The sequence below is a fragment of the Mitsuokella multacida DSM 20544 genome (assembly GCF_000155955.1).
Lineage (GTDB): Bacteria > Bacillota > Negativicutes > Selenomonadales > Selenomonadaceae > Mitsuokella > Mitsuokella multacida.
Genome location: NZ_GG697142.2, coordinates 331,872 through 355,588, shown reverse-complemented (window position 1 = coordinate 355,588; position 23,717 = coordinate 331,872). Strand labels below are relative to the sequence as shown.

15 protein-coding genes are annotated in these 23,717 nt (G+C 55.4%); 2 read left to right on the top strand and 13 right to left on the bottom strand.

What is annotated here, in order from left to right; all coding sequences use genetic code 11:
- Positions 1-32 precede the first annotated feature (32 nt).
- The 9 genes from MITSMUL_RS12355 to MITSMUL_RS08375 all read right to left on the bottom strand — a co-directional run bounded on the left by MITSMUL_RS12355 (position 33) and on the right by MITSMUL_RS08375 (position 14,095).
- A complete protein-coding gene (locus tag MITSMUL_RS12355; protein WP_187115563.1) occupies positions 33-1,910 on the bottom strand; it encodes a putative bifunctional diguanylate cyclase/phosphodiesterase in 1,878 nt (625 codons plus the stop codon).
- Between the two features lie 367 nt (positions 1,911-2,277).
- Positions 2,278-4,119, bottom strand: coding sequence for a polysaccharide deacetylase family protein (locus MITSMUL_RS08415; RefSeq protein ID WP_147652983.1), 1,842 nt, complete (start codon positions 4,117-4,119; stop codon positions 2,278-2,280).
- Positions 4,120-4,152: 33 nt separating this feature from the next.
- Positions 4,153-5,199 carry a glycoside hydrolase family 18 protein gene (locus MITSMUL_RS08410; protein ID WP_005841755.1) on the bottom strand — a complete coding sequence of 349 codons (1,047 nt, stop codon included), beginning with the start codon at positions 5,197-5,199 and terminating at the stop codon, positions 4,153-4,155.
- A 60-nt stretch (positions 5,200-5,259) separates the two neighbouring features.
- Entirely contained in the window at positions 5,260-7,182 is a 1,923-nt protein-coding gene (locus MITSMUL_RS08405) for a polysaccharide deacetylase family protein (protein WP_005841752.1), read from the bottom strand.
- Positions 7,183-7,190: 8 nt separating this feature from the next.
- Positions 7,191-9,077: a glycosyltransferase family 2 protein gene (locus MITSMUL_RS08400; RefSeq protein WP_005841750.1), complete on the bottom strand. Its 1,887-nt coding sequence runs from the start codon at positions 9,075-9,077 to the stop codon at positions 7,191-7,193.
- Complete coding sequence (locus MITSMUL_RS08395) at positions 9,067-10,083, bottom strand: polysaccharide deacetylase family protein (RefSeq protein WP_419537974.1); 1,017 nt, start codon at positions 10,081-10,083, stop codon at positions 9,067-9,069. The genes MITSMUL_RS08400 and MITSMUL_RS08395 overlap by 11 nt, the downstream gene beginning before the upstream one ends.
- A gap of 45 nt (positions 10,084-10,128) precedes the next feature.
- Positions 10,129-11,445 (bottom strand): nucleotide sugar dehydrogenase, encoded by a 1,317-nt coding sequence (locus tag MITSMUL_RS08390; RefSeq protein WP_005841746.1) that lies wholly within the window; start codon positions 11,443-11,445, stop codon positions 10,129-10,131.
- A 65-nt stretch (positions 11,446-11,510) separates the two neighbouring features.
- Positions 11,511-13,256: a PspA/IM30 family protein gene (locus tag MITSMUL_RS08385; RefSeq protein ID WP_156779539.1), complete on the bottom strand. Its 1,746-nt coding sequence runs from the start codon at positions 13,254-13,256 to the stop codon at positions 11,511-11,513.
- A gap of 257 nt (positions 13,257-13,513) precedes the next feature.
- On the bottom strand, positions 13,514-14,095 hold the full coding sequence (locus tag MITSMUL_RS08375) for a flavodoxin family protein (RefSeq protein WP_040636091.1): 582 nt from the start codon (positions 14,093-14,095) through the stop codon (positions 13,514-13,516).
- Between the two features lie 121 nt (positions 14,096-14,216).
- Here MITSMUL_RS08375 and thiT point away from each other — a divergent pair, with 121 nt between their 5' ends.
- Positions 14,217-14,822 carry an energy-coupled thiamine transporter ThiT gene (gene thiT, locus MITSMUL_RS08370; RefSeq protein WP_050751663.1) on the top strand — a complete coding sequence of 202 codons (606 nt, stop codon included), beginning with the start codon at positions 14,217-14,219 and terminating at the stop codon, positions 14,820-14,822.
- 13 nt (positions 14,823-14,835) lie between these two features.
- The gene (locus MITSMUL_RS08365; RefSeq protein WP_005841736.1) at positions 14,836-15,990 is read left to right on the top strand and encodes an MFS transporter; all 1,155 of its coding nucleotides are present in this window, start codon (positions 14,836-14,838) and stop codon (positions 15,988-15,990) included.
- Between the two features lie 50 nt (positions 15,991-16,040).
- Here the strand turns inward: MITSMUL_RS08365 and holA are convergent, their stop codons facing one another.
- The 4 genes from holA to MITSMUL_RS08345 all read right to left on the bottom strand — a co-directional run bounded on the left by holA (position 16,041) and on the right by MITSMUL_RS08345 (position 23,694).
- Positions 16,041-17,063 carry a DNA polymerase III subunit delta gene (gene holA, locus MITSMUL_RS08360; RefSeq protein WP_040636318.1) on the bottom strand — a complete coding sequence of 341 codons (1,023 nt, stop codon included), beginning with the start codon at positions 17,061-17,063 and terminating at the stop codon, positions 16,041-16,043.
- A 124-nt stretch (positions 17,064-17,187) separates the two neighbouring features.
- Positions 17,188-18,537 (bottom strand): NADP-specific glutamate dehydrogenase, encoded by a 1,350-nt coding sequence (gene gdhA / locus MITSMUL_RS08355; protein WP_040636089.1) that lies wholly within the window; start codon positions 18,535-18,537, stop codon positions 17,188-17,190.
- 134 nt (positions 18,538-18,671) lie between these two features.
- Positions 18,672-21,260 carry a 3'-5' exonuclease gene (locus tag MITSMUL_RS08350; RefSeq protein WP_040636088.1) on the bottom strand — a complete coding sequence of 863 codons (2,589 nt, stop codon included), beginning with the start codon at positions 21,258-21,260 and terminating at the stop codon, positions 18,672-18,674.
- A gap of 22 nt (positions 21,261-21,282) precedes the next feature.
- Positions 21,283-23,694, bottom strand: coding sequence for a DNA internalization-related competence protein ComEC/Rec2 (locus tag MITSMUL_RS08345; RefSeq protein ID WP_005841728.1), 2,412 nt, complete (start codon positions 23,692-23,694; stop codon positions 21,283-21,285).
- Positions 23,695-23,717 lie beyond the last annotated feature (23 nt).

The following is a 23,717-nucleotide window of genomic DNA, read 5'->3' as shown; positions in this document are numbered from 1 at the left end:
AAGGGGAAGTTTTTTTGTGCCTCTCTTGTCCTTCAAATAGAATCTGCATCGCGTGTGAGATCTACGATCTCCGCCATGTGGATGTGGAACCCCGGCAGGCCGGCCAGCGTCTTGGCGCGGACGCGCAGGCGCCTGCCATCCAGCAAGAACGTCTCCGATACCTTGCAGGGGCGGTTACGTGTCACGCGGTCAGCATAGGCACGCATCTTATGCCGCCGCACATCATCCAGCGAACAGATGACTTGATTGACCGCGCGACGACTCGAGATGCCCACGGCCATCATGACTTTCTGATACGCATCATTCTCATAAGCCATGTATAACTCCTTGCCATCATCCAGGAAGAGCGCCACCGGTGAGACCCGGATGACATTGAAGAGCCCTGCTTCTCCATAGATGCGCTCTTCCTGGCGCGTCTCAGCACACAGATGCCGCTCCCGGCAATGTGCCACCAATTCGTCATACGGCATAGGTCGTCCATAATAATAGCCCTGCAATTTCTCACAGCCGATGCTGCGAAGGAATTCCACCTGTTCGCGTGTCTCGACCCCTTCTGCCAGCGTGTGGATGCCGATGGCCTTAGCCATCATGACGACAGATGTGATGATCTTGCGGCTCGTGTCATTGAATACACGCAGGAACTCCATGTCAATCTTGAGCTCATCGAAATGATAATCCTTGAGCACATTCAGCGAAGAGTAGCCACTGCCAAAATCATCGAGCCAGACCGGATAGCCATTGCCGCGGAAGCGATCAATCATCTCCAAGATTCTATTGCGATCCTGCACCATGGCCGTCTCCGTGATCTCGATGCGCAGGCAATCACGCGGCAGACCATTCTCGCGGACGACGGACTCGATCTCAGAAAGGACATCCATGAGTTGGAAGTCCATGCGCGATACATTGAATGAAATCGGCACGATGGGCTGATGCGCATCCATCTGCCTGCGGAGCTGTCGCCCGCATTCCCGTATGACATAGCGGTCAAGCTTGTCAATCAGGCGCTCCTCCTCGAGCACCGGGATGAATTGGTTGGGGCGAAGGAATCCGTAGACCGGATCATGCCAGCGCGCCAATGCCTCCATGCCTGCGAGATTCCCCGTCAATGTGCGCACGACTGGCTGATAGTATATCTCGATATAACCGTTCTCGACGGCTTCATCAATATGAGCGATGACATACGAGCGGACCGCCAATTCCTGTCGGAGGTGCTCAGAGAATACGCAATACGCACGGCCTCGCTCTCTCTTGATGGAATCACAGGCTGCCTTTGCCTGGTCACAAGCCATACTGATTGATACATTTTCCTGCGCAGAGAAGTAGCGGATACCCGCATGCAGATAGGTATGTTCTCCTTTGAGAAGACCGTTGACTTTCTGCACAACCTTCTCGATGCGGCTCTGCGCATCGTCTGCCGGTATCAAGGCCAAGAAAATATCGGCCGACATGCGGGCCAAGAGCGAATCAGGGAAGCCTTCTCGCAGGACAGCCGCAATCCTTCGCAGGCAATCATCGCCCCGCTCTGCGCCGTACATCGCGTTATAATGCTTGAAGTTCGTCAGATTGAAGTACGCCAGCACATCTCTGCCAAAAATTCCTTCGGCGCGATCAGCCACCTCACGCTCAGACGCCCTGGAAAAGAAGAGATGCCTGCCCATGAGGTTTGTCAACGCATCATGCTCCACTGCACGGAACCGCACATGAGCATCGACGAGCAGCAGTGACCATAGCCACTTGCCGTGGAAGCAGACACGGCGTATCGATCCCTCGACATGGCGAATCCGTCCTATCTTCGTGCGGATGCAGAAGAAAAGGTAGGAATAGTTGGCCAACCGCTCCTCTGTCACCGAACCACTCTGATGTACGGATTTCTCCACCATCATGCCGATGGATTGGCAATCCTCTGGCATGACCATGCCACGAAACGATGATCCTATCAGATTGAGGAACTCCTGTTTCGACTGACAATCGTACAGCTTCCACATCGCTTCATTGACACAACAAATGCTTTCATCTGCGTGAAGCAAGACAACAGCCCCCGGCATGAGATTGAGCACATCCTCCGATACATTCGTGAAATCCATGCTCGATCAAGCACCTCTTTTCCATCAGAATATACAGACAAACCAATATGTTTTAATTAATAGAATTTACGTTCTATTTTATCACATCACCACCAAGGATGCAACAACAGCACAAAAATGATTGTCTTCTGTTACAATCTACAGCAAAAACGCCCTTCATTGTTGAAAGGCGTTTTTGCTTATCGTGTACCACTCAATAGTCAATCTGCTTCTCGCGCATGTCCTTTGGCGTCGTCATGCGCTGGTCATAGCCATCTCTGAGGTAATCCCCGAGCAGTCCGACCTTGAACTTCTTCGGGTCCCCTTCAGGTCGTTGCTCATTCTTCGTCAGTAAAATATCCAATGCACGAGCAGTACGAATAGCGGTTCTGCTCATATGCATGACCATGATAGCACCACGGCGCACCTCACCATTGCGCTTATGGACAATGTGATCCATTATGCCTTCTAATGACTCCATCGAAACAGAGCCATAATCTTCTGCACTTCCAGATCCACTCACCAAATATGTAAAGCCCTCTTCTAACGCAATAGCCGAACCTTCTCTACTTACATACAACTGCGGTGGACGTAAAAGCCGTGTGAGTGCAAGACGCGTACCATTCTCTATTTTCACGTCTCCAATGACAGCTGCCAATTTCTCATAAGAAGATCGAATATTATCACGATATGTTTTTGCATCCTCAATAGAATATGTCCGTCCCCGCTTGTCCAAGCCAAACATGGATACATGATGATCGGTGTGACTGCCCACCTCATTTCCTTCTGATACAATAGCACGTAACATATTAGGATTCTGTTCAATATTTTTGGTAATAACAAAGAATGTCGCATGAACTCGATGCTTACGTAACACATATAAAATCTTATTGATGGAATCATCGTGTCCCCAATCATCGAAAGTAAGAAAAACCGTCTGGGGTGGTGCTGTTTTTACCAGCCCTGTTTTATCAGCTAAAGCTACCTCTTTCTTAGTAAAACCAGGCATTCTATCTGCTCGGGTAATTTCCGGAGCACCAATATATCTTTTTAAAAATTCTTCTTGAAAATTCTGATTCGTGATATACGTATGATGATAATCAGGCTTCATATCATCAGGCATACAAGAGGTATCTACAGGATATTCATATCGATGTTTCGTATCTTCTAGGACATCTTTTATTGATGATATCTGGTATGATGAATCATTTTTATCAGCTTCATTTAATTGCCTATCATATTCATGATAGGTGATATTATTTATTTTATCTTTCTTAATTGCTAACATGACCGCTGCGGCTAAATCCGGATCTGTGTAATAATCTGTTCTGATAAAAACAATTTCATTTCGATTTAATGATGTAATACGATTACCAAATATACGATTTATCACTTCCTCTACCGTCTTAGCATCCTTTTGTTTTGACTGTACGACATTAAGTCCCTGGTCTACCCAATAACAGTTCATGGCAGAAATGGCTTCTTTAATAGCATCCTCATTATCAGCTTGTGCTAATTGTCGCACGATATTCGTCTCTACACCATACTGATTTTTTAGGATTTTTCGTACACGTATAATCTGTTCTACATATTCTTTTGATGAGCCACCACCTTTTATTGATGTCAGACCAATAGCTAAATCCTGTCCATAAGATTGGATTAAATGTATATTATCTGTATATTTTTTCAATTCCCTCTCTGTTGCAAAAAAAGTACCATGCATTTGATTGCTCTTCATAGCATCCAAAATATTTTCTAATGGTTCTCTCTTCGACAGCCCTCCGAAAGAAAGAATTATCGATTTTTTAGTTGATGGAATAAATTTATTTTTTTCAGCTTTTCTCCCTTTATTGTTTTCTAACGCTGTAATAGCTTGTTGTTCGACTTCCTTTTTTTCTTGCAACACTCGTGCTCTTTTTTCTGCTGCGGATATACGCCTATTCTCGATTCCTGTCATCTGAGATGCTGCCTGAGTCTCAATAGGCTCTACAATGGAACAAGCAGACAGAATGCTAATGCCTAGTAATATCCTTGCAAAAATCTTACTTCTACGCAAAATAACACTCCTATCCTAATAATCTACTCATATTCACAAATGAACATTGTCAATATTCACATTACCTCCAAGACGCCAGATGCTTACACCATCAATACCGAGATTGGCAATCTCTGTAATCCAAGCATTAACAGTCTCATCATCTGCATACCAAACTTCATAATGATGCTCATCTTCCTCATACGAAAAGTGTAGTACTGCACTGGCCCCATCCCTTACAACAGAAGCCTCCTTTTCTTTAGCCAGAGCAGCGGCTTCCTGACTCGACAGGAAGCGCGTCGCGCCACGACTCAGCCCCAGCAGTCTGTAGTCCTGCCAGATGCAGCCGCCCGTGGCGATTGCCACCGACTTCTTGCCCGGCAAATCTGCCATCCTGCTGACGGTCTTGCGGATGAAGGCGCCATCTGCCTTGGGGCCAGGCCCATTGTGCAGGCCATGCAGGTTGTAGAGCATGACGACGTATTCCGGTCCCTTGGCGAACGGCGCATCAAATGGGGCCGACGGTTCCAGGACAATGCGGAGCTTCAAGCCCGCACGCGTGCAGGCAAGGCTCAGCTGGTAGGTGAAGTGCAGATAGTCCTCCTGCAGCTTCGCATCCTTGAAGACTCGTTCAAAGTCCAGCTCCACTCCCGCGGCGCCGAGCTTCTTGGCGGCATCCACCATCGCTTCAGCCTGTTTGATGCGTGACGCGTCATCACGAAGGATGCGACTCGTCATCACGGCGTCCTTTTCCACGCTTCTGCCCGAATCATCCCGGCTGTCGTTGACAACAGTCAAGTATGTCTCCTTGCCGTCTTTCTGGGCCTGTTTCAGCGCGCGCTGCGTCTCCTCTGGCACGGTGAGCACATCATCGGGCCCATACGAGGCGGCAAAAGCGGAAAAACTGCTCAGATGACGCCGGATTCCTCGATATTCTGCCGCGCCGCTCGCATCATCCCAGTATGCCGACCACGCTGAGAGGCGTACCTCCGGATGCGGTCCAGACTTCACGGGCTCTGCTCCTGCACAGCTCAGGCCGGCCGCCGCAGAAGCGAGCAACAGGGCGGACAGCACTGCCGCATACTTCACTTTTTTCCTCATCACTGCAATCGTCCTTTCTAAGCAAATAAGCAGCCAGCCCCATTTTACGATTTGACAGACTTACAGATACGTCAGGAACCACTTCAAGATGGTTTCCCAGAGTTCCTTGGCGCGCTGCTCGTAATATTCCAGCCCTGTATACTGCATGGTAAACAGGACCTTCTCATCCTTCTCCGCCTTGCCCGTATTCGAGAGGACGGTGAACTTGTTGAATACGCCATCGTAGACATCATCGGCCAGGTTGCGCTGGCTCCAGGCATCGGCTTTCCAGGCGGCTCCGAGAAGTACAGTTCCCTCCTGCGTATTTGCTAGTAGGATATTGTCCACGGCCGTCTTTCCATCTACCGTAACGGTCAGATAATCGTCCTTGAAGGCGATGTCGATATCATGGAAGCTCCTCGCATGGAAACTCGTCACGGCTTCATCTGGCTCGGCGCCATCGTCAACAGATGCTGCCGGCTGTGCCTGCCGTGTCTGAGCACGTGACAGATATTCCTTCGCTTCCGCCGGAGAATCCGCATAGCGTGCAAACGCCTCGTTCTCCTTGACCTCTGCTTCGCGTTTTGCTTCCTCCTTGGACTGGATTTTCTCTCCTAAGATGACCGCCAGCTTCTCCCTGTAGAGTTCTCTCTCCGCCCCACCAGTCTTCTCTGTGACGACGAGGTCGCCATTGCGCAGGCTGACCTCATCATAGCGGCTCAAATCATTGGCTGCGTGGAAGTAGATTTTCTGTGCGCCAAAGGCATTTCCTTCTAGACGCGTGCGGATACGCGCATCGCGGAAGTCTTCTCCAGACTGCAGGCGGGACAGGGCCTCTCCTTCCGGCAGTGTCGTCAAGATGTATTTCTCCGCCTTGATCTGCGCCGCTCCCTTCAGATTATCCCAGTCCTGCTGATGGCGGTCATCCCCCTGCTTGAATGAGATGGGCTGATTGATGTCGTATTTGATGCGCATGAGTAGATGATTGACCGGCCAATACGGCTGCGGCTGCATGCGCGTGAGGTCGTAGATACTGCTGCCACGCTGATTGAAGCAGTAACCCTCTCGATTGAAGTTCATGACAAAGAGGTCGCGGATCCACTTCTCATTGACGGGACTGATGTCCCGGTTATTGCCAAACCGGCCCGTATTGGAATGCATGAGTACATACGTATGCGGTACATAACCGAGCTGCGCCTCATAGACATCGCGCAGATGCTCATAATCGTAATCCACGCGGCGCTTCATATGGTTATAACTTTCCTTGGGCACGCCATCCTTATCGCGGATGTAGTCCATCAAATAGTGATTGTAATGACGGCCAAGGTATGGGTGAATCATCGCATAGCGAAGCGGATTGATCTCACCGATGTAATTGCCATAGCGGTCCATGACATTGATATACTCAAGCCGGTAGCCATTCGTGCCCATCTCCCAGAAGGAAGATTCTTCCATATCGCGGAGTTCCTTTGGCTTGAGGAATTTCGGGTCTTCATAGTCCAAGACGCCGGCATACGTCATCATGGTCGCCTTGTAGTTGATTCGCTCCATGATAGTATCGGCGAAAATCGCCGTGTCACGTCGCCCATCCTCAAACATCAGGTAGAGTGCCCGCTTCGGGAGGGGCTTGCCAGACTGATAATAGTCCTCAATGTCCTTCTGCGTAATTGTCACATAGCCTTGGTCCTTCAAAGCCTGCAGATGTTCTTCCAACAGATCCTTGCCAATCAGAGTCGATGAATCGCCAATGCGGTCAACGCCAAAGTACGAGATGGCAATGAAGCCAGTGTCCTCGCTGCTATCAGCAAGTGACGACGCATCATATGGATGATACGTCTTGAGGTGAAAGAACAGGTCTGCCAACATGGCGAGGCAGACGGCAATGACCAGGAATTGGAGCACCGTGCGGATGCGCTTGAAACGATTCTTGCGGCGCGTGAATGCATCATCACCAAGCTTCTCGATCTCAGCGCGAAGGTCTTCTCTCGGAGTATCTTGTTTCATGGAATCTTTCAATGCTCATCCACCTTCTTTCCCTCTCGACGCACTTTTTTTTGCTGTTTTTTCTTTGCCTTCTCAATCTCGGCAAGATCCGCTGGCGTCAAGCGCGTCCCCCAGGTCGATTTCCAGAAGGTGAACCAAGCCACTGGCATCTGCCAAAGCAGGACGGCCTCGTAATAGAGGCAGAACCACACGCCGAAAATCCAAGTCGTGCTGCGCCGCAGGAAGAGCTGTGCCATGCTCATGAGCAGTGCCATCATCAGCATACCGACGAGGAACGTAAGCGGGAAGACGCGATGCATGATGGGGATATAGATGAGATTGTAAAGCACGATGATTGGTGCTGCAATCGGTACAAGCAAGCCCATGTAGAAGCTCAGCGCCATGAAGGGCTCCTTCTTCCACATGTAGCGCGCCGCGATGATGGATTCCCGGAGCCAAGAGCGCTTCCAACGCATCTGTTGGCGCAGGAACATCTTGTGCGATTTCGGCACGATCGTCATACAGACCGCCGTGTCCTGATACGTCGTGCGATGATGGCGCAGGATGAAATTCGTCATGCTGCGGTCGTCGCCAAACGTCGCCCGCTGGCCAAGGAACTTCTGGTTGAGCCAGTCATCGCAGTACTTGAGCACGAGGTCCTTGCGATAGCATGAAAGTGGCCCCGAAAGGCAGGTGACCGCATCAAAGTAGCCTTCGGCCGCTTTCATGATGCGGAAGGCGATGTAATAGCGGACAGCCTGCATCTTCGTCAAGGAATTCGTATACGTATTCGCGACATCCGTGCGGCCTGAGACGCCTCCCATCTTCTTGTCCTTGAATGGCTGCACGATGTTGCGTACGGCGTAAGGATCGAGGAAACTGTCGGAATCAACAAAGACGAGCAGTTCATGCTTCGCCATATGCGCGCCAACAGCCATGGCCTCACGCTTGCCCTTATTGACCGGCTGGACATAGTAATGCAGGCGGTCTTCAACACGGTACATCTTCTGGTCCCCGTCAGACTGTTTGAGTCGCTCGATGATCTCTTTGATCTTATCAACTGAATGATCATTCGAGCAGTCATCTACCACAATCACTTCAAGCTTGTCGATAGGATAATCCTGATTGATGCAGCCGAGTATCGTGTGCTGAATCCATTTTTCCTCATTGAAGCATGGGACAATGATCATGACCCCCGGTGTATAATCCGGATCAATCTTTGTCGGACGGTAGAAGGAACCAAACAGATAGCGCGTCAGCAGGAAAGTCGCCGCGATGATGCTGTAGAGGTAGAGCCAGCGATTGAACTGGAAATAGATGACCGATTCTGCACGCATGAGCACGATGACAAAGACGATGACGGCCAAGAAGAAGGACGCTACTGCGAGCATGTAATTCTTGCGATGCGTATTCGAGAATTCTGCCAGAGTGGACTTGAACTGCATCCCATAGAGATGTGCGCCATCCGGGCGCGACGCTTCACGGACGCACGTTGCCGGGATCTTGCGGACCATCATCTCATAGCCCTCCGGCATCGAGCCTGGCGTGATCTCAAACGTCAGGCGGACATCCTCGGCCTCCATCAGGGGGACCTGTTCTGCAGACGACGGTGTAGTCAGCAAGATGCCGGTCGTCGAGATATCCTCACCTTTCATCTGGACCGATTTCTTTTGACCGTGGAGCGTGAAGCGAACGGTCACGCTGTAGTTGACGAGATAACGCTGCCCGTTCTTGTCGTCCTGCTGCAGTTTGATATAACCAGAACTCGTCCCAGTATCAGCAGAGTCCCGCCCGCGACGGTCCCGATTCGTGCGATGTCCTGTCACATCCGGCGCATAAGAGAGCAGCCGCCGGTCTGGCTTCAGGCGAAAGAGCACATCGTCTTCAACGGACGTTTTCTTCTTGTCATTGGCCATCGGCTCCACCTCCCTGCACCATTTCTGCTGTATCCTTGCTCAGTGCGCCAGCAGCCATAGAGGCAGCCTGTTCGCCTGCCACAGCCGCATTGGCCGGGATATAGCGTATCTTGCGGAAACCGTTGACATTCATGACCTTGAATCCCCGTTTCTCCAGTGCTGTGAGCAAGCGATCCAGTTCGCTCGCCAGATCTTCCGTCGGCGATACCGCCTGCTCTCCCGCATCCTGGATAGTCGGCTTCATGTCGATGGCAGGTCTCTCGTCAACCTTGCCCTCTGTCTCTGCTTTGCGCTCCACAGGACGATTGGCCTGGATGGCAATAATGCTACCGTCGGCGATACCAGCCACATAGGCATCAGCAGCCGGATCATCCACAAGGACATGACGTGGAACACTTACATTCTCCTTCACAGCATACGGCAGCCCCGATGCATGCACGGATTGCAGCAATGCATCAGTAAAAACAGTCCGAGGCGCCCGGAAGAGCGTCGGAATAAAGGCAGAGCGAACCGAGATAATCTTCTGAGCGCGGCAGATTTCCCGCAGCTGCTCATCCTGAGGCACCTTATCGAGTCCTGCCAGTCCCACGAAAGTATAATTGCCGAGTTCAAAACCGGCATCACGGATCAGGCGTATGGTCTCCGGTTCATCAGCGGCATTCTGCCCCTCAACGAAGAACGTCGCCTCAGCACGATGCTTCTGCAGCACATCCACCAGCCGTGCTGCCAGAGGCCGGTCTGGTAGGCCGTCGATGACAATGGCCACACAGTTGCCCCCCGCCGGCAATGTCGTGATGACTTCTGCCGGAGCGATTCCCGCCTGCATCTGCTGTTTTGCCTTGGCAATCTCATCGTCTGCCTGATAGGCTGCACTGACATCTGTGAGCTCTGGGATATCGCGATTCTCGACCAGGACGTGATCGCGCAGATAGACCAGGCAGCCACAGATGAGCAGAATGACAAGACCTGCAATCGCGGCAATTCTCTTATAGCTCAAATCACACACTTCCTTACAGAAATCCAGGGAATCCCTACATATAGCAATGGAATCTCAAAGTCCCCAGTAGGCGAACCCCGCCTTCTCGGCATCCGCACGGCTGAACAATCGCTTGACATCCACGAGCAGCGGCTTGCCACTCTCCTCTTCGTGCACCATGGCGCGAAGAGCCGTCATATCCCAGGCAGTATATTCTCGATGTGCCACAAGAAAGACAAGTGCATCGGCATCATGGATGGAATCAAGCGGCTGCAAAGATATGCCAAACTCACGCTGGAACGCTATCGCATCCACATGTGGATCGACAGCCAAAGGCTCAATGCCGTACGACTGGAGCTGGCGATAGATGTCGACAGCACGGGAGTTACGCGTATCCGGGCAATTCCCCTTGAAGGTCATGCCGAATAAGACAATGCGCGCCCTCGCCACATCGATTTTCTGACGGATGAGCTCCCGCACGATATTCCCCGTCACAAAGGCGCTCATACCCTCATTCGTCTGGCGTGCTGCCGTGACGATGGGCGCATGCCCGCCGTATTTCTCCGCTTGGTAGATGAAATAATACGGATCGACACCAATGCAATGACCACCGACGAGTCCCGGCCGGAAGTGAAGCGCATTCCACTTCGTATCCATGGCATCCACCACTTCTTTCGTGTCAATGCCCATGCGATGGAAGGCACGCGAAAGTTCGTTCATGAAGGCGATGTTGACATCGCGCTGCGCGTTCTCGACGAGTTTCGCCGCTTCAGCCACCTTGATGCTGGCGGCGCAGTAAATGGACGGGATGGCCGTCCCATAGACTTGCGCGATGGTGTCTAAGGCCTCATCGTCACAGCCGGAGACAATCTTCGTCACCTGCTCGAGACCATGCTTGCGGTCGCCCGGATTGATGCGCTCCGGCGAGTAGCCAATCTTGAAGTCGCGCCCGCAGACGAGTCCAGACTCCTGTTCGAGGATGGGGCGGCAGAGCTCTTCCGTTACACCAGGATAGACCGTCGACTCATAGACGACGACACTGCCTCTCTGCAGATAGCGGCCAACACTGTGGCTGGCCGAGACCACTGGCCCGAGATCCGGCGTCTTGTCCGCATGTACGGGTGTCGGTACCGCTACGATGATGAAAGAGGCCTGTACCAGTTGCGACATATCAGACGTATAGCGGATGGACGCCCTTCCCAGCGCCTCATCCCCAACTTCTTCCGTCACATCGTGTCCATCCCGGTAAGATGCAATCTTCTCTTCATTCTGATCCAGACCGAGAACCGAAAAATGCTCAGAAAAACGCACCGCCAAAGGCAGCCCAACATAGCCGAGTCCCAAGACTGCAAGATGCCTCTTTTTCTCTTGCAATTGTTTCGCAAAATGCATCCCTACTCAACTCCCCCATATAATGATTTATATTTATATCTTTTGATTATTCCGTGATAATGTTTTTAATCCTCATAGTTCTTGAAATAATATGTAAGTGCCGTCCATATCGTATTGCTATTTTTCCCGCCATCCAATTCATTAAGATGATAATATTCGATATTCCAAAGAAGATCCGGCGCTACCGTATAAGAATACCCAATCCCTATGCCTTTCATGCCACCGTATTTCCGCATGATATCCGCTGTGCCGTTCATCGTATGCTGATAATACGTTTCATAAGGCTGGTAGTAATAATTCAACCACCAATTCCGGTTATGGCGGATCCAGCTTTTTTCGGTCCCATTCAGGAGAGAGAGAACATATCCTGTCCCATCATGCCCACGGTCTCTTCCGTACAAGAGCATGATACCGGCATCAAAATCGCCCATCAGGCGATGAGCTCGCAGCATGGCAATACTTTGCGTTCCAGGAACGATGCGGTCAAAACGGTCACGTCCATCAACAAATTGATAGAATCCTGCGCCCAGGCCATATAAAGGCTGTTCATAATCGGCTGATAAATCCCAGGTTTGGTCTGCATCATTTGCCTTGCCATACTCGAATGTATATACGACGGGCTGACCACCGCATATGCGCAGTCCCTTGAATTTACTATCGTATACATTGCCATTCGCCATGAAGGAACTGCTTGTACCAATCGTCAGCTTAGCTGCGCCTATCATCCCTTCCAGATAGTATCGGTCAAACTGAAATACATGATCATCTCTATCGCCGAAGTTCTTCTTGGCTTCGAACATGCCAATAGCATGCCAATTCCCATCAATATTATAGCTGGGGTAAATCCTGGTACGTAATTCTGAGACGTTTTGATGATATTCTCTACGTCCACCTGTTGAATGTCGATCAGATGCACGGACCTCGCCATCTATGCGAAGCCGCGGAAGCAAGATATCCTGAACAAGTAAGTCATCAGCAAGATGTGCATTTTGATCATCTATGTATCCTGACTTCTGCAACTCTGCAATGAACTCTGCACGCAAATCCGAAATGCGCATGAGGTCATCTCGATTGTCATCCGAAAGAGCTCCTGTGTCATATGAGGCACCATCTGAGGATATCCGCCTCATCAACATGGACTGACGACGTACCAAGGCTTGTTCCATCTGTCTGCGCCAAGATAGTCTCTTTGCCGCAATCTCAATATCACGCTTTGCATACTCTATTCCATCCGCCTGTTCCCCCAACTGCTTTCGAGCTCGCCTCAGCTGTTCTTCTGCCAAACGGATGCGTACACGATCATCCAATATCATCCTTGTCACAAAACCATATTCAGCCGACCACTCGGATGATGCTGACTGAACTCCTGTATCGGCATCATGATGAGGCGCTCCCTTCGCAGCCGCCCAATCAGCAGCATCCTTTTCCAGCAAAGTCTGTTCTTTCTCGGCCTGTGCTTTTAATCTCCGCATTACCTCCAGTCGGTTCACGCCTCTCAGGGATTGCCGTGCCAATGCATCAGTTGCTCGCCGTGCATGGATCTGCTTCGAATTGGGATATGTATCGACGTGGCCAGCATCATGCATGGATTTTCCTGTTGATGATGAATTCAATCTCTCACGATCTTGGAATGTGTATCGCTCTGGATTCGTCTCTATATTATCCAGAACGTTTTCTACTAATTCAGAAAGTTCTGTCCTGTTTAACTGACGAACATCTTTTTGGGGGAGCTTCAGATATCCATCCTGCGCAAGATGTCCCAGATCTTTATAGACCCAGTCTTCTGCTGGAGCTGCCTCTACTCCATTCACAGGAAATAAGCATATGGATGCTGATACGATGGGTAGGCACCATTTCAACCGATACACATTCCTCAATCCTCTCTACGATACGCCTTCAACTGCAATAACCATCCTTCAGATTATGCTGCTATTTTTAACATATTATGTTTTAATCTATTATACTACATTTCTTTATAAATATCTACATCTCCTACTAAATGATTAGTTTTCTCTATTCAATTCATTCCAAAAAAATTAGGCCCCTCTAGCGGAGCCCAATCACAATGTCAATCTTTATCTGTCTTTTTTTGCTGCAGGGCTGCCATCTTGGCAGCTTTTTTAGCTAGGAAGCGGTCGCGCATGACCATCTTGTGCTTCATGCGGTCGACGAGGTCCTTGGCATCGGCAATATCCTGCGCGTCGGGGTGCGTGGAAGCGAGCTTCCAGCGCTCCATGCTCTTGGGGCCGCCGTGCGGGTCGTCGGGGCCTGCGTTCTTGCGCTTGGCGAGCATCGCGGGGTTGATCTTGCCGCGGCAGCCGAAGGTGCCGAGAATCGTGCAGCCCGGTCCGAGGTTGTAGCCAGCACGCGCGAAGCTCGTGATGGCATGCTCGCTCGTCGGCGCCGTGCCATGCGTCTGGAAGAAGACGACCTGCGCATCGTGGACTTTCGGCAGGTATTTGAGCATCAGGGGGTCCGGCTGTCCGAGGCGGAGCCAGTAGCCCAGCGCCACCACCTCATAGCCCGAGAGGTCCTCCGGCGCATCCTGTACGCGGAAGACGTCGGCGTCTCCCGCCTGCTCTGCGATTGCCTCGGCAATCGTTCTCGTATTGCCCGTAACCGATGAATAGATAACGGCCCATTTTCCCATTTCGCATCCTCCTCTTTCACTCTCTGTATCGTAGCACAACGCCTTGTAATTCACAGTAACCTTTGTTACAATGAGAGTCGTTGTAAACAATCTTATAATATAGATAGAAAGAAGTGTTACCATGTCTGAACTCCTCGCCTCGCCGACAGCGGGCTTTGCCATGTTCGGCACGCTCGCCGTGATCCTTGGCGGACTCTACACGCGTCACATCAAGCTGACGACGCGCACGCTCATCGATATCGCCCTGATGCTCGCGCTGACCATCGTGCTCCATCAGATCCGCATCTTCCACATGCCGCAGGGCGGCAGCGTCACACTCGGCGCCATGGTCCCGCTGCTCCTGCTCTCGTACCGCTACGGGCCGGGCATCGGCGCGCTCGCTGGCTTCCTCTACGGGCTCATCAACATCATCCAGGACCCGTTCATCGTGCATCCTGTGCAGGTCCTCTTCGACTACCCGCTGCCGTACATGGCCATGGGCCTCGCGGGCCTCTGGCGCGGCCATCTCTACCGCGGCACAGCGCTCGCGTTCCTCGCGCGCTTCCTCTGCCACGTCATCTCCGGCGTCGTCTTCTTCGCCTCGTACGCACCGGAAGGCATGAATCCGCTCGCTTACTCGCTCGCCTTCAATGCGACGTATCTCATCCCAGAATTCCTGATCTGCTGCCTCATCCTGCGCCTGCTGCCCGTCAAGCGCCTGCTGGCAGCGATGGGTCAATCCCGCTAAGGAGGAATCCTTCATGAAAAAAGACGGCACCTGGCTCTTGAGCACAGGCCACTTCCTCAACGATTTCTACTGTAACTTCCTGCCGATCCTGCTGCCGATCATCATGCCGAAGCTCGGCATCTCCCTGACGGTCAGCGGTCTGCTCGTCATGGTCCTGTCCATCACGAGCAACATGATGCAGCCCGTCTTCGGCTACGTCATGGACCGCCACAACCTCAGCCGCATCCTGATACCAGTCATCCCGTTCGGCGCCATCTGCATCTGCTCGATTGGCCTGATCTCGACGAAGTTCATGCTCTTCGTCATCATCGCCTTCACAGGCCTCTCGGTCTCGGCCTTCCATCCGCTCGGCTCGACACTCGTCGCCAAGACAGCGCCATCGGAACGCCAAGGCCGCTCGATGTCCTACTATATAGCAGGCGGCAACCTCGGCTATGCGCTCGCGCCGATTATCGTCATCGCCTTCCTCGACCGCTTCTCCATGACGGAGCTGCCATGGCTCATGGTGCCCGGCTTCCTCTTCGCCTTCATCTGTCTCAGGAGCGGCCTGACGGACTTCTCGACAGTTGCAGAGCAGGCCAAGGGCAAGGTCTTCCACCTGCGCGAGGTATTCCACAACGCCGCCATCCTGCGCCTCAACATCGCGATGGGCCTGCGCTGCTGCACGCACGTCTCGATGTCGACGCTGCTGCCGCTGCTGCTCGTCAGCCACGGCTATTCGGGCATCCTGTCGGGCACGCTCTTGACGCTCTTCCTCGTCGGCTGCACGGTCGGCGGCCTGATTGGCGGCTATCTCGGCGACCGCATCGCTCACAAGCGCATCATCATCGTCTCGCTGGCCCTCGCGATCTTCCCGACGGTCTACTTCTACCTGCACCCGGGCACGGAGCCGCTGTCGCTCGTCGCGCTCTTCCTCACAGGAGCCCTGCTGCTCGCTCCCCAGCCGAGTTCCCTCGTCTGGGCCCAGCGCGCGATGCCGGGCAGCGAGGGCATGGCCTCCGGCATGATGCTCGGCTTCTCCTTCGGCCTCGGCAGCCTCGGCACGGCCATCACCGCCGCACTCGGCGACCAGATTGGCCTGACGCCGGCCCTGCTAATCTCCTCGCTGACGCTGCCGCTCGCCGCCATCTGCACCATCTTCGCGCCGTTCCCGCAGAAAAAAGAATAATCGTGCACAATAAAACGCCATGACTGACCACAGCAGTTCATGGCGTTTTTTCAGTTCTTGCAGAGCGTTATGACAGCTTCTTCCAAGAGTTCATTGCCCGCCTGCCCCGTCTTCAAGAGGTAATCGGCATCGATGAGCAGCAGCATCGCGCGCTTCAGCACGAGCTCCTGGAAGCCAGCGGCCGCCCGTCCAAGCTTCTCGGCGATGAACGGGTTGAGCTCCAGCGGCTTGGCAAGGGCCCGGCCGCGCACGCCCTTCGCCATGAGCACCTTGGCCTGCCAGAGCTGGCGCACATGGCGCGTCAGGAGTGCCAGCAGCACGGTGAAGTACGTGCCATCTGCCAGTTGGCGGTGCAAGAGCATCAAGGCCTTCTTGCCGTCGCGCGCGCTGATGGCGTCGAGCAGGGCAAAGACCGAAACCTCGGGCAGGCCCGAGAAGACCGCGATGAGCTCTGCCTTCGTGATGCGCGGTGCCTTGCTGAACAGCGCGAGCTTATCGAACTCCTTGTCGAGGTAGGAGAGCGAGATCTGCTGCATCATGCTGACCGCCCCCGCAAAGTAAGCGTAAGCATCGCGGTCCATCTGCTTGTGGATGGCTTGCAGCTTGCCCTGCAGCCAATCCTGGATGTTCCAGGCGCGCAGAGGCTCAGACTCGAGCACGAGTCCCTCTTTTGCCAGCGCCTTGTAGAGCTTGCGCCGCTTGTCCGCCTTGTAGGGTGCGACGAAGATCAGGTAGCTGTAGGGCGGCATGTCGCCGAACTGGCGCACGAGCGCCTCGACTTCTTTCGTATCAGCGGATGACTTGCTCTCGCGGAAGAGATTCGTGCCCGCGATCAGGATGACATTCTTGTCGGCAAAGAACGGCGCCGCTTCGATGCTCGCGAGCAGGTCATCGATGGCCATATCGCCGCTAACTTTCTGCAGGGCATCGGCCATGCCAGTGCCACCTGGGAACAGCTTCCCGAGCAGCGCCTCCTTCGCCTTATCGATATAGTACGGCTCTTCTCCGCCCAGCAGGAATACATGCGGCAATTCCCCCTTGCGGATGGCCGCCATGAACTCACTGAATTTCACCAGCAACGCCCCTTTCCAGATTTTCCCTTTAATTATAGCATAAAAGACCTCCGCTCCACCAAAAGATGGAGCGGAGGTCTCGTCTATCTGTCATGTATCGGTCGCTGCCGGGCGGGAACGTCGGTCAGACAAGTCCCTGGGCCAGCATGACATCGGCGACGCGCACGAAGGCCGTGATGTTCGCACCGGCGACGAGGTCGTCTGGAGTTGCGTACTTCTCGGCGTTCTTGCGAGCACCTTCGTAGATGTTCTTCATGATGTCCTTGAGGCGGCCATCGACTTCCTCGAACGTCCACTGCAGGCGCTCCGAGTTCTGTGACATCTCAAGAGCCGAGACGGCGACGCCGCCGGCATTCGCAGCCTTGGCCGGCGCAAAGAGGACCTTGTTCTGCTGGAAATACGCGATGGCATCGAGAGACGACGGCATGTTCGCGCCCTCGCCGACGGCCATGACGCCATTGGCGACGAGCTCTTTGGCGCTCTCGAGGTCAATCTCGCCCTGCGTTGCACACGGCAGCGCGATGTCGCACTTGACCGTCCAGACGCCGCGGCAGCCCTCATGGTACTCGGCCTGCGGATGTCGCTCGACGTACTCCTTGATGCGGCCGCGGCGCACCTGCTTGATCTCCTTGACGGCTGCGAGGTCAATGCCCGCCGGATCGTAGACATAACCGTTCGAATCGGAGCACGTGACGACCTTTGCGCCGAACTCCTGCGCCTTCTCAATCGCATATGTCGCGACATTGCCCGAGCCCGAAACAACAACGACTTTGTCCTTGAGGTCGATGCCCTTGGTATCGAGCATGTTCTTGACGAAGTACAGGAGGCCGTAGCCCGTCGCTTCCGTGCGCGCCAGCGAGCCCCAGTAATCAACGCGCTTGCCCGTCAGCACGCCGGCATCGTAGCGGTCACGGATGCGCTTGTACTGACCGAAGAGATAGCCAATCTCGCGGCCGCCGACGCCGATATCGCCGGCTGGAGCGTCGACATTCGGACCGATATGGCGATAGAGTTCCGTCATGAAGCTCTGGCAGAAGTGCATGATCTCATTGTCGCTGCGGCCGTGCGGGTCGAAATCCGAGCCGCCCTTGGCGCCGCCAATCGGCAGTCCCGTCAGGGCATTCTTGTAGACTTGTTCGAAAGCCAGGAACTTCAAGACGTCGAGCGTGACGCTCGGATGGAAGCGCAGGCCGCCCTTGTAAGGGCCCATCGCGCTCGACATCTGGACACGGTAGCCGCGATTGATCTGGATCTCGCCCTTGTCATCCTGCCAGACGACGCGGAATGAGACCGTCCGTTCCGGCTCAATCATGCGCTCCAAGATCTTCGCTGCCTTGTACTCCGGATGCACCTCAAGGACCGGGACGATGCTAGAGAACACCTCCGATACCGTATCGTGGAACATCTTCTGCTCCGGATCCTTCTGCTCGATGCTCGCGAGCACATCTGCGACATACTGTTTCATATCAGCCAAAACAAACCCTTCCTTTCCATTTGAGAATCCCCATATAGGCTTACAATGTTACACATAAAGCCCTCTGAGAAAATTATACTATAAGCACACTGTAATGTACATAGTAGTTGAAAAAGAAGTATAATTCCAGCAAATCACTCATTCTGCACGTACTCGCGCGGCAGGTCGCGCAGGAAACGGCTCATGTGCGTGTAATGGCCGTGCTGCGTCTGACACCAGGAGAGGAAAAGCTGCACCTTGGGGCGCGTGATGGCCACGTAGAAGAGGCGCGCTTCTTCTGCCATGCTCTCGTTCTTCTCCGCCTGCGGCCCTGGGAACGTCCCCTCCTGCAGGCCTGCGACGAAGACGTAGTCGAACTCCGCGCCCTTGGCCTGATGGATCGTGACGATGGGGATCTGCTGTTTCTTCGTCACAGCATCGAGATTCGTGTTGGAGAGCGTCACGTAATTGAGGAAGCGCGTCAGGGCATCGAGTGGGCGCACCTCCTTCTCGTCCATTGCGCGCGCCTGGCGGAAGAGGTCGCGCAGGTTCTCGATGCGCTGTTCTTCGCCGCGCCTGCGGTAATACGCGTCGATGCTGATGTCCACGACGATCTTGGCGAGCAGTTGCCACGGGCGCATCCTCTCCGCCTCATGCCGGAAGCCGCTGACGCAGTCCGCGAGCTCCGCAAAGACATCCTGCCACTTCGCCATGAACTCCCGCCGCTCACCCACATGCGGACGAATGTTCTTCTCGATGGCATATGTGAGGATTTCGGCCGTCGCACAGACGTCGTCCATGGCATCGTGCGTGGAGCGGTGCGAGACCTTGCAGAACTCTCCGAGGTATTCGAGCTTGTGGTTGGGCAGGTTCGGATAGAAGCGGCGGAAGATGTCGAGCGTATCGTAATAGCGCTGGTATGAGAGCGGCGGCAGGCCGAGGCGCGCGAGCTCGCTGCCGAGGATGCTGAGGTCGTACGTAACATTGTGGCCGACGATGACGGCCCCCTCGGCAAAGGCGCAGAATTCGCGCAGGACAGCCTCCGGCTCCTCGCCCTCTTGCTGCAGGATCGCGTCGCTGATCTTGTGGACACGATAGCTGTCCCCGACCGAGCGACGGGCCCGCAAGAGGCGCTTGAACTCCGCCTTGGCCTTCCCGTCCCTGCCGAGCCTAAGGCCTGCAATCTGGATGATCTCGTCGCGCGTCGGGTCGACGCCCGTCGCCTCGACATCGAAGACGACGATGTTTTCTGCCTCGAATGCCTCTAAGAGCACGGCGAACGGGTCGCCCGTGCGCCGCGCATCTTCGTCGAGGTAGTCCGTGATGCGGATGCCCGCCCGGCGGTAGGCTTCCTGCGAGATCTTGCGTATCGTGCCAGGTCCGATGCCCTTGCCGAAGCGGTTGAGCACGCGCACGAAGCTCGCTGCATCGTGCGGATTGACGACAAGCTTGAGGAAAGCCAGCACATCCTTGACCTCCTGCCGCCGGAAGAACTTGATCTCATCGAGCAGCATGAAAGGCAGCCTTTCCGCCTCGGGCAGATGGCAGCCGAGGTTGCGGAAGTACAGGGAGAGGTCCTTATTGTAACGGTTGCTGCGCGTCAGGATGCAGACGCGGCCGTAGTCCGTGATGGGCAGCTGCTGGATCTTGTAGTAGATCCACTGCGCTTCTTCGGGGAAGCTCACGGCGCCCTTGAGGATGATGGGCAGACCGTGCTCGGCGCTGACCGCGTGGATGCCGTCGGGGTAGAGCGCCGAGACGCGCTCCGGGAAATTGCGGCGCAGCCACCGGTACGAGGCGCTCAAGAGGATCTGCGTCGAGCGGTAATTCTCCGTCAGCACGATGCGCCGCGGCTGCCAGTCCCGCTGATAGGCGCGCAGTACGACCTCAGGATGCGAGCCGCGCCACTCGTAGATGGTCTGGAAGTAATCGCCGCAGAGCAATAGGCGGCTGCTGCCGAAGATGCGCGAGAGGATGCGGTATTCGAGCTCGCTCGTGTCCTGCACCTCATCGATGTTGATGTAGAGGAAGCGGCGCGCCCACTTGACCGCAATGTCCTCCTGCGCAAAGAGCGCCTCCGCCTGCACGATGAGGTCCGTGAAGTCGAGGCCATGCACGTCGTGCAGGCGCGCGTCGTAGCGCGCGGCAATCGTCGGACCCCAGACCTGCCAGGACTCAAAGAGCTGGCGGTAGAACTGGTAGTGCTCCGTGACGGCGAGTTTCCGGACCGCAGCAGGGTCTTCGTCCATGAGCTTCTGCAGGGCCGCCTTGTAGTCGGCCTCTGCGTCATCCGTCTGGAAGCCGTAGGCCGTCCGCACCTCCTTCAAGAGCGCAATCAGCGACTGGACCGAGCGGACGGGCCAGTCCTCCGACAGGAGATCCCGGATGATCGAAAGGCAGTCCGCCTCGTCGAAGATCGTGAAGTCCGCGAAGAGATCAGAGTGGCGCTTGGCCTCCGTCTTGATGACATCGTAGCAGAAGCCGTGGAACGTCCGGACAAGCACGCGCCGCCCGCCCTCGCCCGCGCGCAGGACGATGCGCTCCTTCATCTCGCGGCAGGCCTTGTTGGTGAAGGTCAGGCAGAGGATCTCCTCTGGCTCGGCCCTACCCTCTGCCAGGATGTTGGCGATGCGGTAGGCCAGCGTATTCGTCTTGCCCGTGCCGGCCGGCGCGAGCAGCAGGATGTTGTCCGTCAAATCCTCCACCGCCTCGCGCTGGGCCGGATTCAGTTCTGCAAATTCCATTCCCTTCACCTCGTATCTCTTGTCATGATCCTGCATACGTGTGCAGCCAGAGTTTCTCGCCATCCGTCTCGAAGACGATGGCGCCATTGCGGTCCGTGCGCAGGATGCCGATGCCCTGCTCCTCATAGCGGCGCAGGACCTCCGGCTTCGGATGACCGAACGCATTCCCGAAGCCGACGCAGAAGACGCCGTAGCGCGGTCCGACCGCCTCGAGGAAGGCCGGCGAGCTCGACGTCGCCGAGCCGTGATGGCCGGCCTTGAGGACGCTCGCGCGGATGTCACGGCCAGACGCGACGAGCTTCGCTTCCTGCTCTTTGACGAGATCGCCCGTGAAGAGGAACTGCGCCCTGCCGTACGAGACGCGATAGACGTTCGACACCTCGTTGCCCGTGCCGCCGTCTTCCGGCGCGGGCGGGGCGAACAGCACCTCCACCTTGACGCCGTCGACCGTCATGGTCTCCCCCTCTCTCGCCGCATGGAATTTCTGCAAGAGCGGGCTGGCATCGCTCAGGCCCATGCTGCGCGCATAGGCGGCCGTGCCCTCGCCCGCCGTGTAGACCGCGCCGACGGGCAGCTTCTGCAGGATGCTGCCGCAGCCCTGCGCGTGGTCCTCATGCGCATGCGTCAGAAAGACGGCCGCGACCTCGCGGATCCCATGATGCAGCAGATATGGCACGGCAACCCTCGCGCCGACATCGAAACCGCCCTCGCGCGTGCCACCCGTGTCAAAGAGCAGCGCCCTGCCCGCTGGCGTCACGACGAGCGCGGCATCGCCTTGCCCCACATCGATGAAGTGGACGGCGAGACGGTCCGGCGTGACTGCACGGTAAAGCGGGATGGAAGCCGCCAACACGAGGAACAATGCGAACGCCGGCCGACGCCAGGGCGTGAGGCGGGCCCGCAGCCATTCGCGCTGCTCTTCTCCGAGCAGTAGCGTGCCCAATGCGAGGTAGTAGAGCACGGCCGTCGGCCACGCCATCGCTGCGAGATAGACGATGCCGCCCGGCAGCCTTGCGAGCATGTGCACGAGTTCCGCCGCGAGCCCCAACATCAGGCTCGTCATGACGAAGATGACATGGCCGAAAAATGGCAGCAGGAAGGCCAAGAGCCCCGCGAAGAGCCCAAAGATGATGATGAGCTCGAGGATGGGCACGACGAGAAAGTTCGCGAGCAGCGCCGAGAGCGATACCTGCCCGAAGTACCAGGCGAGCACGGGAAGCGTCGCGAGCTGCGCCGAAAGCGTGATGGCCAGACTCATCGCGATGGCATCCGGCAGGCCGCGGGCGCGCAGCCAGGCACGGAAGACGGGTGCTAAGAAGATGAGGCCCGCCGTCGCCAGATACGAGAGCTCAAAGCTGATGTGGAAGAGCAGCAGCGGATTCCAGAGCAGCATCAAGAGGCCCGTCAAGAGCAGGATGTAGCGCGACTCGCGCTCGCGGCCGAGCGCCAGCGCGAGGAAGGTCAGGCCGCCCATGATAGCCGAGCGGATGACCGGCGGCACGCAGCCCGCGAGGATGCTGTAGAACGCGATGCAGCTGAGCACGAGTGCAGCTGTGATTGCACGCGGCAGGCGCAGGAGTGCGGTGAGCCAGGCCATGACGGCCGCGACCAGGCTGATGTGTGAGCCCGAGACGGACAGGATGTGCACGATGCCCGTCGCCTGGAAGTCCGCGACGAGCTCGTCCTCCAAGCCCTCATAGCCACCGAACAGCATGGCAAAGACAGCAGCAGCATCTTCTTTTGGCATGGCGCGCTCCATGCCCTCACGGTAGTGCGCGCGCACCGCGGCGATGAAGCGCCGGAATTCATGTCCATCCCGCAATTCTACCTTCACGCCGCTCTTGCCCGCCACGACGCCCGCCGTGATACCATCGGCGCGAAGCAAGAGATTCGTGTCGAGCTGACCGGGATTCTGATAGCCGCGCGGCAGGCGGACCTTGCCCGAAGCCTGCACGCCATCGCCGATGCGCGCGGGTTGCTCCGGCAAGGCCTTCGCTCTCGCATAGAGATAGCACTTCCCCGAGGCCTTCTGCCAATCCGCGCGAGGCTGCTTCAGCTGCTCCACTGCCACAAGATAGCGCACTTTGTAGATGCAGCTGCCATCCGGCAGGACGGATGGTGTCCAGCGCGGCTCATCCACTACCGTGCCGCTGAGCTTGACCTCCGTGCCCGCAAAGGCAGCGATGTCCGTCGGCGGCAGCGCGAGCATAGCCTGCAGGCGGATGATGCCGAGCACGAGTAAGAGCAGCAGGACGGGCAGAGCACAGAGCGGGCTCCTGCGCCAGAGCAGCACGAGCGCTAAGACGAGCAGGATGGCAAGACCGCCCCAGGCAAGGGGAATCGTCTCGCCCCACAGCATGGCAAGACAGATGCCCGCAGCCAGCATCAGCAGCGCGGCAAAGAGGAAGAGCACGGGATGTTGTCCTGTCTTCATAGCAGTTCCCTCTCACGATTCCA